Origin of the sequence: Bradyrhizobium sp. (assembly GCF_049798375.1) — a bacterium.
Lineage (GTDB): Bacteria > Pseudomonadota > Alphaproteobacteria > Rhizobiales > Xanthobacteraceae > Bradyrhizobium.
Genome location: NZ_JBARGP010000386.1, coordinates 1 through 11,850 on the forward strand (window position 1 = coordinate 1; position 11,850 = coordinate 11,850).

12 protein-coding genes and 1 pseudogene are annotated in these 11,850 nt (G+C 64.2%); 8 read left to right on the plus strand and 5 right to left on the minus strand.

What is annotated here, in order from left to right; genetic code table 11:
• From WA702_RS16485 to WA702_RS16500, 4 genes are all read left to right on the plus strand, one after another.
• The coding region (locus tag WA702_RS16485) for an efflux RND transporter permease subunit (RefSeq protein WP_425111605.1) at window positions 1–2,358 on the plus strand (2,358 nt) is incomplete at its 5' end.
• Window positions 2,359–3,900: an efflux transporter outer membrane subunit gene (locus WA702_RS16490; RefSeq protein ID WP_425111606.1), complete on the plus strand. Its 1,542-nt coding sequence runs from the start codon at window positions 2,359–2,361 to the stop codon at window positions 3,898–3,900.
• Between the two features lie 3 nt (window positions 3,901–3,903).
• Window positions 3,904–4,263 carry a hypothetical protein gene (locus tag WA702_RS16495; protein ID WP_425111607.1) on the plus strand — a complete coding sequence of 120 codons (360 nt, stop codon included), beginning with the start codon at window positions 3,904–3,906 and terminating at the stop codon, window positions 4,261–4,263.
• Complete coding sequence (locus WA702_RS16500) at window positions 4,260–4,613, plus strand: BA14K family protein (protein WP_425111608.1); 354 nt, start codon at window positions 4,260–4,262, stop codon at window positions 4,611–4,613. Before WA702_RS16495 ends, WA702_RS16500 begins: the two co-directional genes overlap by 4 nt.
• Window positions 4,614–4,943: 330 nt before the next feature.
• On the opposite strand, the gene WA702_RS16505 is transcribed toward WA702_RS16500, so the two are convergent.
• Window positions 4,944–5,123: a hypothetical protein gene (locus WA702_RS16505; RefSeq protein ID WP_425111609.1), complete on the minus strand. Its 180-nt coding sequence runs from the start codon at window positions 5,121–5,123 to the stop codon at window positions 4,944–4,946.
• Window positions 5,124–5,165: 42 nt separating this feature from the next.
• Here WA702_RS16505 and WA702_RS16510 point away from each other — a divergent pair, with 42 nt between their 5' ends.
• The gene (locus WA702_RS16510; RefSeq protein ID WP_425111610.1) at window positions 5,166–5,324 is read left to right on the plus strand and encodes a hypothetical protein; all 159 of its coding nucleotides are present in this window, start codon (window positions 5,166–5,168) and stop codon (window positions 5,322–5,324) included.
• A 90-nt stretch (window positions 5,325–5,414) separates the two neighbouring features.
• Here the strand turns inward: WA702_RS16510 and WA702_RS16515 are convergent, their stop codons facing one another.
• Window positions 5,415–5,930: a hypothetical protein gene (locus WA702_RS16515; RefSeq protein WP_425111611.1), complete on the minus strand. Its 516-nt coding sequence runs from the start codon at window positions 5,928–5,930 to the stop codon at window positions 5,415–5,417.
• Between the two features lie 106 nt (window positions 5,931–6,036).
• On the opposite strand from WA702_RS16515, the gene WA702_RS16520 reads away from it, so the two are divergent.
• Window positions 6,037–6,612: a hypothetical protein gene (locus WA702_RS16520; RefSeq protein ID WP_425111612.1), complete on the plus strand. Its 576-nt coding sequence runs from the start codon at window positions 6,037–6,039 to the stop codon at window positions 6,610–6,612.
• Between the two features lie 342 nt (window positions 6,613–6,954).
• On the opposite strand, the gene WA702_RS16525 is transcribed toward WA702_RS16520, so the two are convergent.
• On the minus strand, window positions 6,955–7,410 hold the full coding sequence (locus WA702_RS16525) for a hypothetical protein (protein WP_425111614.1): 456 nt from the start codon (window positions 7,408–7,410) through the stop codon (window positions 6,955–6,957).
• A 257-nt stretch (window positions 7,411–7,667) separates the two neighbouring features.
• Here WA702_RS16525 and WA702_RS16530 point away from each other — a divergent pair.
• A pseudogene (locus WA702_RS16530) lies at window positions 7,668–8,645 on the plus strand (Bug family tripartite tricarboxylate transporter substrate binding protein).
• Window positions 8,646–8,697: 52 nt separating this feature from the next.
• Here WA702_RS16530 and WA702_RS16535 read toward each other — a convergent pair.
• Together WA702_RS16535 and WA702_RS16540 are read right to left on the minus strand one after the other, a co-directional pair.
• Window positions 8,698–9,597 (minus strand): acyl-CoA acyltransferase, encoded by a 900-nt coding sequence (locus tag WA702_RS16535; protein ID WP_425111615.1) that lies wholly within the window; start codon window positions 9,595–9,597, stop codon window positions 8,698–8,700.
• A gap of 161 nt (window positions 9,598–9,758) precedes the next feature.
• Window positions 9,759–11,033, minus strand: coding sequence for a hypothetical protein (locus WA702_RS16540; RefSeq protein ID WP_425111618.1), 1,275 nt, complete (start codon window positions 11,031–11,033; stop codon window positions 9,759–9,761).
• Between the two features lie 96 nt (window positions 11,034–11,129).
• On the opposite strand from WA702_RS16540, the gene WA702_RS16545 reads away from it, so the two are divergent.
• Window positions 11,130–11,850, plus strand: a 721-nt coding sequence (locus tag WA702_RS16545; protein ID WP_425111616.1) for a glycosyltransferase, incomplete at its 3' end; no start/stop codon positions are given.

An 11,850-nucleotide genomic window follows, 5' to 3' on the forward strand; every position in this document is an offset into this window, starting at 1 on the left:
GCCTCGATCTCGCCGGCGATCGACATCGCCATCGCGGTCGACCGCTCGCTCACCATTCGCGCCTCGCTGCATGACGTCGAGCGCACCCTGGTGCTGGCGGTGATGCTGGTGATCCTCGTGGTGTTCGCGTTCTTGAGGAACCTGCGCGCCACCTTGATTCCGGTGGTCGCGGTCTCGGTGTCGCTGGTCGCCACCTTCGGCGCCATGTATTTGATGGGCTATAGCCTGGACAATCTGTCGCTGATGGCATTGACGGTCGCGACCGGCTTCGTGGTCGACGACGCCATCGTGGTGCTGGAGAACGTCACCCGCTACATCGAAGAGGGCATGACACCGTTCCAGGCCGCGCTGAAGGGCGCCAACGAGGTCGGCTTCACCGTACTCTCGATGAGCATCTCGCTTATCGCGGTGTTCATCCCGATCCTGATGATGGGCGGCATCATCGGGCGGCTGTTTCGCGAATTCGCGGTTGTGATCTCGATCTCGATCCTGATCTCGCTCGCGGTGTCGCTGTCGACCACACCGATGATGTGCTCGGTGTTGCTCAAGCCGGTCGCCGGGGAGCGCCACGGCCGGCTCTATTTGGCCAGCGAGCGTGTCTTCGACGCGATGCTAAATGCCTATCGGCGTTCCCTCACCGTGGCGCTGGATCATCCGCGCTCGATCGTGGCCCTGCTGGTGCTGGTCATCGGGTTGAACGTCTATCTCTATGACGTGATTCCGAAAGGCTTTTTTCCGCAGCAGGACACCGGCCGCATGATCGGCATCATCCAGGCCGACCAGAGCATCTCCTTCCAGTTGATGCGGCAGAAGCTCACGCAGTTCGTCAACATCATCAAGCAGGATCCGGCGGTCGATACCGCGGTCGGCTTCACCGGAGGCGGACAGACCAATTCCGGCTTCATGTTCGTCTCGCTGAAGCCGCTCGCCGAGCGCAAGCTGTCCGTCGACGGCGTGATCGGACGGTTGCGCCGGCAGATGTCCGTGGTGCCGGGCGCGACGCTGTTCCTGCAGGCGGTGCAGGACATCCGGATCGGCGGCCGCGCCAGCAACGCGCAATATCAATACACGCTGCAGGGCACGAGCCTCGAGGAGCTCAATGAATGGACGCCGAAGATCGTGGCCGCGCTGCAGCGCGAGACCAGCGTTCTCGCCGACGTCAACAGTGACCAGCAGAACAAGGGGCTCGAGAGCGACCTTTTGATCGACCGCGACGCCGCGGCGCGGCTCGGCATCACGGTGAGCCAGATCGACAACACGCTCTATGACGCCTTCGGCCAGCGCCAGGTCTCGACCATCTATGTCGCCCGCAACCAGTACCACGTCATCATGGAGGTGGCGCCGCGCTACTGGCAGAACCCGGAGACGCTGAAGGATGTCTATATCAGCACCTCCGGTGGCACGGTCGGCGGTTCGCAGGCCACCAATGCCGTGGTCGGTACCATCGTCTCTTCCAAATCGGCGGCAGCTTCGGCCAACGCGCAAGCTGCGCGCAATGCCGCCACCAATTCGATCGGCGCCACCGGGAAGGGAGCGGCCTCCACCGGCGCGGCGGTCGCGACCTCGCAGGAGACCATGATCCCGCTGTCGGCGGTGGCGCACTACACCACCTCCGCGACGCCGCTCGGCGTCAATCACCAGGGCCTGCTGGTCGCCAACACCATCTCATTCAACCTGCCGCCGAATGTCTCATTGAGCCAGGCGACCGCCACCATCGAAGCCACGATGAACCGGATCGGCGTTCCCGCGACGATCAAGGGCACGTTCCAGGGCGCGGCCAAGGCGTTCCAGGATTCGCTCAGCAACCAGCCATTCCTGGTCCTGGCGGCGCTGCTCACGATCTACATCGTGCTCGGCATGCTCTACGAGAGCTATGTGCATCCGCTGACCATCCTCTCGACCTTGCCGTCGGCCGGGGTGGGCGCGCTGCTGGCGCTGATGGCCTTCAACACCGAGTTCAGCATCATGGCGCTGATCGGCGTCATCCTGCTGATCGGCATCGTGAAGAAAAATGCGATCATGATGATCGACTTCGCGCTGGACGCGGAGCGCAGCCGTGGGCTCTCCCCGCTCGACGCGATACGCGAAGCCTGCCTGCTTCGGTTCCGCCCGATCATGATGACGACTATGGCCGCCATGCTCGGTGCGGTTCCGCTGGCGCTGGGCCTCGGCGAAGGCGCCGAGCTGCGCCAGCCGCTCGGCATCGCCATCGTCGGCGGTCTGGCGCTCAGCCAGATGCTGACACTTTATTCGACGCCTGTGATCTATTTGTATCTAGACAGGTTTCGCCTCTGGAGCCAACGTCGCCGCAACGCAGCGCCGCATGCGGGCGCACCTTCACTGCAACCAGGCGAGTAGATGCCGAAGCCCGAATCGATCCGCCTTGTTGGTCCGATGCGCGGCCGCATTCAAACTGCGGCCTTGCGCCAGCGCAGTCCGCTGCGGGTGACATCCGCTCTATGCGCGCTGCTGCTGAGCCCATGTCTTTCCGGCTGCATTCTCGGCACCGAGCGACCGGATCTGAACCTCGAAGTGCCTGTGGCCTATCGCGCCGGTCCCAAGAGCGAGGCTGCGGCCGACAAGGCGCCGCCCGCTATCGACTGGTGGCGCGGCTTCCGTTCCAACGAGCTGAGCTCGCTAATGGATGCGGCACAGACCAACAATCTCGATATCGCGGTTGCGGTCGCCCAGATCATCCAGGCGGACGCACAGGTCGGCGTTTCCGGCGCGGCATTGTTGCCGACGATATCGGGCAGCGCCAGCGCCGAGCGCGAGCATGGCGGCGGTGGCTCGTCGGGCACCTCCAGCTCGGGTCTCGGCACCACGGCCAGCGGCAGCTCATCGACGGTGTCGATTTTTTCCACAGGATTGACCGCGAGCTACATGCTCGACTTCTGGGGCAAGAACCGCGCGACATTGGCGGCTTCCGAGGAAACCGCGACCGCCTCGCGCTACAATCGCGACGTGGTGACGCTGACCACGCTCGCGACCGTCGCCAACACCTATTTCGAGGTGCTGGCCGCGCAGGATCAACTCGCGGTCACGAAGCGCGATCTCGCTGCCGCCGAGCGCATTCTCAAGGTGATCAAGGCCCAGTTCAGCGGCGGTACGGCTTCGCAGCTCGATCTGTCGCAACAGGAGGCGCTGGTCGCGACACAAAAGGCCGCGATCCCGCCGCTCGAAGTCACGGTCGGCCAGGACACGGCCGCGCTGGCGCTGCTGGTCGGCAGAGCGGCCGCGAATTTCAACCTGCGCGGCGGCTCGCTCAGCAGGATTGCGGTGCCGCGAGTCACGCCCGGCCTGCCCTCGCAGCTGCTCTACCAGCGGCCTGATATCCGCCAGGCCGAAGCCACGCTCGCGTCATCGAACTTCAGCGTCGAATCGGCGCGTGCCGCCTTCTTCCCGCAGATCCAACTCACCGGCACCACCGGCTTCCAGAGCGCGGCGCTGGCCTCGCTATTCACGCCGGGCGCCTGGTTCTACACGCTGACCGCAAGCCTCACCCAGCCGATCTTCGACGGCTTCCTGCTCGAAAGCGAGTTGAAGCAGGCCAAAGGCGTGCAGCTGCAGAACCTGCAGACCTACCGCAAGACCGTGCTCTCGGCCTTCTCCGACGTCGAGAAGGCGCTGATCGCCCTGCAGAAGTTCACGTTGCAGGAGAAGCTGCAGAACGACGTGGTGACGGCCTCGCGCAAGGCGTTCGACGTCGCCGAGAAGCAGTATGGTGGCGGCACGGTCAATCTGATCACCGTGCTGCAGACCGAACAGACGCTGTTCACCGCGGAGAACAATCTGGTCACGGTGCGGCTTAACAAGATGCTCGCAGCCAGCAGCCTGTTCCAGGCGCTCGGCGGCGGCTGGACGCCGCAGGGCACCCTGGCAACGGCGTCGGTGGAGTAACGCATGGGCAAGCCACCTGACCGAGACCCGGAAGCTGCGATGCTCCGCATCGCGCGAGCGTTTGCGACGGCCGGCTGTCTGGGGCTGAGCTACACCAGCTTGGCACCTGCATCGGCCCAGAATGCCTTTGCGTCGCGCAACGCGACCTTGCCGCTCAGCTTCGGCATGACGCCGGACCAGGCTTCGCAATCCCTCGGTGTGCCGCTCGCTTACGTGCGCGGCAGTGTCGGCAACGAACTGCTGATCGCGGTGCCCAACGTCAAGGGCGCCGCGCTGTCTAGCCGCAGCGACGGGCTGTATCTGCAGTTCCGCAAGGGCAAGCTCACGGGCTGGAAGGGCGACTGGGGGACCATCAGGCCATGATTCCGAGTCACAAGACCGCAGTGGGGACAGCACTTCTGCTCGCAGGCACGCTGAGTCTGACAACGGCATCGCCGCTGGCCGCGCAGGAGCGAAGCGGACGACAGGTGCTGCGCTACGGCAATACGTCCTCGTTCTGGTTCTTCGACGGCCGCGACGACGATCGCGATTTTCATAACAATGCCGTCTTCCCCGGCAATTTTGCCGGCGATCCGCCTGAAGCCTCAATCGGCATCGAAGGCTTTCTGGCCGGCAATGCGCGGCGCTCGCCCGAGCCTTATCCGTCGCAGGTGATCATGACACCGCCGCAAGCTCTGCCCTGCCCGCATCACCATCGGCGTGCTTGCAAGTAGCCGAGACTTCAAACCTCTCCCCACTTGCCGGGACGCGACCGCATAGGCGCAGCTTCAGTTCAGCCCTGCAGCTGCTTTGAGAAATCGCAGAGATCGCGCGCGAGCTCGGCGACCACGGCGATCCGCCGGCGCCGTCGAAACTGCTGAAATGGCCATTGGTGGTCTCCTCCGCTGCACGCGCGGCTTGTTCTGCTCCGTGGCAGGTGTCGCGAAGCTATCCTCCGCGGTCATGGAGAAAAGCGATAACTCGGCATGGCGCTTGATGAATTTTCGACTGAGGCGGGTGCGACCGCTTCCGGAATCCAACGGTGCCGTCCGGTTGCCGCCTCATTACGGCTTCTGACATTCTGAATAGAAAGTCCCGTTGGCAGCGACCAGCCGCGTCAGGCACTGCTTCTTGTCGGTGACGTTTCCTGCGACGGAAAAGTCGAAACCGCGCCCCTTGATGACCAGCGCATAGCGGCCGGGGGAAAATTCCATATCTGGATCGCGGGGCTTGATCTCGAACATCTGCGGCTCGTCCTGACAGGCGAGGCGCGGCAGGGAATCGCGATGTTGCGGACGACCCAGTTGTCGTCGTTCGACGACATCACGGGCTTTCCGGTCGCATCGAAATTCATCGCCTGCCTGACCCGCGCAACGACGCGCACCTCGACGGCGTCGAACGCATCGGGCGGCGTGTCCCTCTGGAACACGATGAACCTGATATGACCGTCCAGAACGGTGGTCTCGCTCGGCCTGGTGATCGCCGCTGATATCGCGACGCGCGGATCAGGGACGCGCCCCTGCAACATCTGCAATTCATGAAGATCGCCCGCGCTTTCGGCAAAGACGCCATAGGCCGTCGGCAGGCTCGGATCGCGGACAAGCCATTGGCGGCGCGACCTGCGGTGTCCCCGCGACAACGGGAACGGCACTCGCGGCCGACGTCACCGGCCGCAGCGCCGATGAACGGAAGTCACGCCGCTTCACCACGACAACACCGACCGCCACACACGCGACACACAGCAGCACCGCGGCGAAGCGCATCGGCATCGCCGATGTCGAGCGTTGTCCGATGGCGCGCGTGATGCCGCGATCGGACAATGCATCGGTCAAGCCTTCTCCTCGCCCGGCCTGATCTGCCGCAGTTTCGATTGCGCGCAGAATCCCCCCGGAACGTTTGGCGCCCAGCGCCTCCAGACGAGTGGTATTGGGCGGCGCAAGCCCGGCGCGACCATATTTCTTGGCGTGTGCTTCGACGCCCGCGATGGCGGTTTCCAACGCCTGCATCAACTCGGCCTTGTCCGCGCGATCCTCCTCTGAGATCTCACGCATCTTATGTCGCGCAAATCGTAAATGGCGCTTAGCAACTGGTCGGGATCAGCACTCAGGAAGTCGATGGTCCGCGCCAGCACCAGCGCAAACTCAATCTCGGGATGCGATGCCCGTCGTCCTGCGCAATTGTGAGTTCGGCCGGCTCGCGTCACCAGCGTTGCTGGATCAGGTTCGCTATGTTTCATGCCGCCGGATCGGCGGTCACCTGCCCGGTCCGGTCAGATCCACGGCCGCGACCTGGTCGGGCGACAAGCCAGTGCCGCAACTGACGATGTCCGTGCCCGCGGATGCGACCATCTGCAGCGGCGACATCATCTCGATCAGGTTGGTGGCGCACTATGCGGCGCAGCCGTTTGCCGGCCATATCCGCATCACGGCCATGGGAACAGAAATCCTGTTGCTTCTGCTATCCCCTGCCACCGACCAGGAGATCGATATCGACCTGACCATGAGCTTTGCCGGCAACGCGTTCGCTCAGCCGGACCGTTTTTCAGTTTCCGGTCCGGTGCGCGTCAACAATACGATGGCCGCGACTACGAAACACCCGGGCGGCAGCGTCGACCGTCGCACACCGCTGACAGTCGACCTCGCCGCCTGGATCGACAAGCCGGTCGCATCGCCGGCCGGCATTGAGGTTAGGACGGCGCGCATCGCTTTCCGCGAGGTCGAAGGCGATGGCTGAGCCCGACTGGACCCGGCCGAGCGTCCTGTCCTTCGAGAGCCCGTCTTAATTGCCGATCGGGGATCGCGGTGAAAGCGCATCGAACTTCCCTCACCTCGGGCTGGTCGGACGACATCTGGCTATGACGTGCCGCGATGCCCCGGTTTATCTTGTCCTCCCTGGCCGCTCCCATCGTCATCCCCTTTGTGCGCGGGATGCGTCGGCATCGTACCGGGCTTGGTCTGATGAGCGGTCTGCGCGCACTCCTTGTCCGTCGGCTGTTCCTCCCCTCGCCCTGCGCGCGTGATGCCTTGATCATATTTGGCCATCGGGGTCTCCTGCCTCCTCGGAATGTCAAAGCTCCTACTGCTGTGACCCCGAATTCTGGCTGCTGGAGGGCGCATTTTGATTTGTCGAAGTACCCGGGGTGACGTCGGAGGAAGCCCCTGTACCTGAACCTTTGCCCACCGTTCCGGAACTAGACGGTGCTCCGCTCATGGCTTCGAACACCGACATCCCATGCGGACCGATCGTCATCACCACCGGAGAGCCGTCACTCGATTTGGCCTGGATCACAAACGAGCGGGCAACAATCTTTACGTCGGTAAAACCGGCATTCTGCAGATCCTGTCGGATCTTCTGGATTGCAGCTAAATCCTGGGCTTGATTATTAGTCTTGGCGGCGTCGGCCGGGCCCTTCTGGTCATTGCCGCTGGACGCTGCGTCCATTTGCGAACTGTTGACGGGTGGCGATGTCTGCGCGAGTGCGGACGAACCGAGCAATGCCAGCGATGCCACGGCTACGAGGACTGACTTCATGAGCGTTCTCCTTGGCTGAAGGGTATGCTTTTTATCTTCTCAACCGCCCGATCGTTCCTATCGGTTCACGAGCAATTGGAAGCAGCCGTCTCCTCCGCAGGCCGCCCTGCTCCGTTCAGCTGGAACGGGCGCGGCGGAGCGGAAGTCTTTACCACGCCGCCGAAAACTGAATGCGGTCGCTCGGTTTCCTTGCCATAGGCATTGCAGTCCTGCCCGAGGCGGACATCGCGTGCCAGCAAAGGGGACCAGACTCCGCCATGATCAGCAAGCGCTCCTTTCTGCTGTCCTCCGCAGCGGCGATTGCGACCGCCGTGGCCCGTGTGTCGCCTTCAGCCTTCTCGCCTGCTTATCCCGCGCGCTCAGTGAAGTTGGGTGGTGCCTTACGCACCGGGCGGCGCGACCGACGTGTTGTCGCGGCTGCTGTGCCAACGTCTCTCGGATCGTCTCGGACAGACCTTCATTGTTGAGAACAAGCCGGGCGCAGGCAGTAACATTGGAACGCAAGCCGTTATCGCTTCGGCTGCCGACGGGCACACGCTGCTGCTGACGTCAACCGCCAATGCGATTAACGCCTCGTTCGACCCAAACCTCGGTTATGATTTCGCCGCGAGCATCGATCCGGTCGCTGGGGTCGCTCAGAGTCCGCTGGTTCTGGTCGTGAACAACGACGTTCCGGCGCGCAACACCGCCGAGTTCATCGCCTTCGCCAAACGGAACCCCGACAAGCTCTCGATCGCCTCGTCGGGATTGGCACCTCGCTCCATCTCTCGGGCGAACTGTTCAAACGGACGGCCGGCATCTGCTACACCCACGTGCCCTACAGGGGATCCGCGCCGGGACTCACCGACGTGATGTCCGGTCAGGTGCAGGGCATGTTCGACAACGTCACCTCGTCCTTCGAGCTGGTACGCGCAGGCAAGTTGCGCGCACTCGGCGTGACCACGCTCGACCGTTCGGCCATCCTGCCCGATGTGCCGCCGATCGCGGATACGCTGCCGGGCTTCGAGACCAGCTCCTTCTACGGCGTCGGCGCGCCGCACGGCACGCCCCGCGAGATCGCCGACCTGCTCAATCACGAGATCAATCGGGCCCTCTCCGAGCCGGCGGTCGGCGAGCGGATCGCCGAGCTCGGCGCGATACCAATCACCGGGAATGTCGCGTTCGGCGCCATGATGGCCCACGAAACCGCGCGCTGGCGCAAGATCGTCGAAGCCTCGGGGCTGCGGAACGAATAGCCCGGTCCCCTGCTGAACCTCTAAGGCGGCGTGGTCAGGACGGCAGATCGCTTCAGCTGTCGAACAGGGCCGCCTCGGTGAAGGCGAGATCGCCGAGATGCGGCGGATGCGGGCCCTTGACATATTTCCGGCCGCGCTGCTCCGAATACCAGCCAAATAGCCGGGGCACGGGGCCATCGGCATCGAAGCGCACCAGCATTCCACCGCGGCGCGCCAGGAAGCGACCGATGTTTCCGGCAAAGCGGGCGAGGTCGGCGGTGTCGCGGCAATAGAGCAGCCGGTCCACCGGTATCGTGTTCTTGACGCGGTGGCGCTGGAAGACGAAGGGATAGGCACCCGTCGCGTCGCGCGCGACGACGCTGAGACAGCCGAACGCCTGATGCTGCCGCAAGAGATCGTGCTCGAACTCAGACAGGCCGTCTATTGCCTTGTCGGCGAACGCACTCACGGACGCGTCCGGAGCCGGCCGCGACAGCGCCAAAGCGGCATAGATCTGGCCCTTGCAATAGACGGAGAAGCCCTGCGCCTCGACCTGCCGCCAGGTATGCGGCGCCGGCGTGATGTTGAAATACGTCACGCGCTTGTCGCGTGTCGCCGCCCGGACCAGCAGCGATCCGAATGCCCTGTGCTCAGGCTCGACATACCAGCTCGAGACATTGGCCCGCACGATCATCTCGCCGCCGGCGAGCACGCGCGAGAACAGCAGCAGGATGACGCCGACCGCCCGGCCGTCATGATCGAGGCAGTAGCCGAACACCGGATAGCCGTCGAGGCGCGGCCGCTCGGCGTGGCGCCGCAATCCGCGCAGCCAATATGACTCGTTCCGGAACGGAAAGCCGCGCGACAACAGCGCCGCAACGGCCGCCAGATCGCTCTCTGCGATCTCGCGCACACGCACCTTCGCAGGCGGCGGCGTCCCATCCAGGCGATCGGCGTTGCGGTTCAGCTGCATCCCGTTTCCAAAGCATGTGCTCTGACGAGCCGCTGGGCTCATGACATGACGGCAGATAGCAAGGATCGGTAAAAATGCCGAGCGCACACAGCGCGAGCGCCGTAACGTCTCGCGTTGACGTTAATGGAATGCTGACGCTGTCGCGCACGCAATCAGCGCCGTCATCTCGGGACGCGGATCATGTAGGTCTCGTTTCCGTCCACGCCGTCGACGACGAAGCGACCCGGTGTCGCCGGCTCGACACGGCGCAGGCCGTCCCAACCCCAGATCTCGAGACTGCGCGTCCAACTGGGCAGATCGAGCTCCAGCGCACGGCCGGGCCGGTCGGTCCAGCCTGGCATGTCCTGCCAGACGAACAGATCGGCGCCGCGGCCTGTGAGCTGCGTGAGACCGCGCGCCCTGTCGATGGCGACGATCGTCAGGTCGCCGGCAAGGTCGAGCACTCTCTTGAACACCGTGCTGCGCAGCTCCGGAACCCACGGGTTCTCGCCTGCGGCCATCGCATAATGCGGACCATCGACCCGCGGCGTGTCGCCAAGATTCCACGGAAACGCCAGCACGGTCGCCGGCGAATGCCCGTTCCGGCCCGCCACGGCGAGCTGGTCCCAGACCGCGCTGAGAAACAGCTTGCCGAGGATGCGGTCATCGTCCCATGCGCCGGCGCGCGTCACGTTGAACTCAGTGCTGTAGAAATGGATATCGCGGGTGAGACCCATGGCCTGCTTGATGCGATCGAAGCAGGTCTGCGCCGAGAATTCGCGACCTTTGGTGATCGGATACCAGCGGTCGTTGTAATAGGTATGCAGATCGATGCCGTCGAGGTGGCCGTCCTCCAGCAGGTCGGCAATGGCCGGGCCATAACCGCGCAGCGTGGCGTCACGGTTCGAGTTGCAGGTGGCGAAGCCGCCGGGGACGACGCGCAGGTGCGGATCGACGCTGTGGACACCGTCCGCCAGTCCCTTAAGCGCATCGTGATAGGCTTGGCGCGGAATCGTCGCCTGTACGTCGGGCTCGTTGATGGCAGTGAAGATGGTGGCTCCGAAATCCGGGATGCCATGCTCGCGCCCCCAGTCGCCGCCGGGGCGAAAGCGCCGCGCCATCGCTTGTCCCGTCGCAAACCAGTCCTGATAGGAGCCGATCGGCTGCGGTGGATCGAGGGTCTGATAGCTGCCGTCATATTCGAGCAGAATCAGCGGCGTGATGCCGTTGTCATGGGCCTCGTTCATGGCGGCATCGAAATCGTGCGGCGTCGGCACGCGCGTGAGCGTGCGCCAGCCATACGAATCCATCCGCCCCATACGGGCGCCGACGCCGCGCAAGGCTTGATAGAGCTGCGGGCTCTGGCCGGCGAGATGGGTCACCAGATTACCGCCGCCGACCATGTCGCGCAAACGCGGTGGCGCGCCGACGGCAGCCTGACCGAACGCCGCCGGCATCGCCAGAAACGAGGCAATCGTTAACAGGATCATGCTAACCGCTGAGAGCTCGGCACGAGGTCGCAAGCGTGTGTTCTCCGAAAGAGTTTGGATCGCATGGACTTTGAGATCGTCCAGGTCGTGCAAGAATTGAGCAATGCCGGCGGCGTGGAAACGGTCGCGATCGAATTGGCGCGGGTTTTCACCCAGCATGGTTTACCGAATGTGGTGCTCGCCAGCGCGGTCGGAACCGAGGTCGATCGGACGCTCAGGCTCGAACGGGTGGCGCCGTGGTTGTCGCGCATTCCGACCCGCGGGCCGCTGCGCCACATCGGCCGCGCCATCGTGGTGCCGCTGTTCACCCTGGCGGCGACCCGGGCGCTGGCCCGTCATCCGAACGCCGTCGTGATCAGCCACGGCGATAGTTTGAAGGGCGACGTCCTGGTCGTCCATGCCGTCAACGCCCAGAGCCTCGCGGAGAAACGTGCCGCCGGCAGCTGGCGCTGGCTGCTCAATCCGATGCATTTGTGGGTCAGCCTGCGCGACCGCGCCATGATCGGCGGACTGCGCTACGGCGTCTTCATTGCGGTGTCGTCGCGCGTCACGGCCGATCTGCAGCGGCTCTATCGGGTGCCCGCCTCACGGATCCGCCAGATTTCCAACGGCATCGATCTCACGCGGTTCAGCCGTGATGCCGCAAGCGGCGAAGCCATTCGCTGCGAATTCGGCATTCCGCCGGATGCCAAGCTGCTGCTGTTCGCCGGCCATGAATTCCAGCGCAAGGGTCTCGCCCACCTGATCGGCGCACTGGAACGGCTCGGTGACGACACCTGGCTGC

What these genes read in the sequence shown, in the direction of transcription:
- WA702_RS16505 (WP_425111609.1), bottom strand. Translation starts at nt 5,123, where the DNA reads ATGTTCGAGATCAAGCCCCGCGATCCAGATATGGAATTTTCCCCCGGC.
- WA702_RS16535 (WP_425111615.1), bottom strand. Translation starts at nt 9,597, where the DNA reads ATGCAGCTGAACCGCAACGCCGATCGCCTGGATGGGACGCCGCCGCCT.
- WA702_RS16510 (WP_425111610.1), top strand. Translation starts at nt 5,166, where the DNA reads ATGTTGCGGACGACCCAGTTGTCGTCGTTCGACGACATCACGGGCTTT.
- WA702_RS16515 (WP_425111611.1), bottom strand. Translation starts at nt 5,930, where the DNA reads ATGCGTGAGATCTCAGAGGAGGATCGCGCGGACAAGGCCGAGTTGATG.
- WA702_RS16500 (WP_425111608.1), top strand. Translation starts at nt 4,260, where the DNA reads ATGATTCCGAGTCACAAGACCGCAGTGGGGACAGCACTTCTGCTCGCA.
- WA702_RS16520 (WP_425111612.1), top strand. Translation starts at nt 6,037, where the DNA reads ATGCCCGTCGTCCTGCGCAATTGTGAGTTCGGCCGGCTCGCGTCACCA.
- WA702_RS16525 (WP_425111614.1), bottom strand. Translation starts at nt 7,410, where the DNA reads ATGAAGTCAGTCCTCGTAGCCGTGGCATCGCTGGCATTGCTCGGTTCG.
- WA702_RS16540 (WP_425111618.1), bottom strand. Translation starts at nt 11,033, where the DNA reads ATGCCGGCGGCGTTCGGTCAGGCTGCCGTCGGCGCGCCACCGCGTTTG.
- WA702_RS16495 (WP_425111607.1), top strand. Translation starts at nt 3,904, where the DNA reads ATGGGCAAGCCACCTGACCGAGACCCGGAAGCTGCGATGCTCCGCATC.
- WA702_RS16490 (WP_425111606.1), top strand. Translation starts at nt 2,359, where the DNA reads ATGCCGAAGCCCGAATCGATCCGCCTTGTTGGTCCGATGCGCGGCCGC.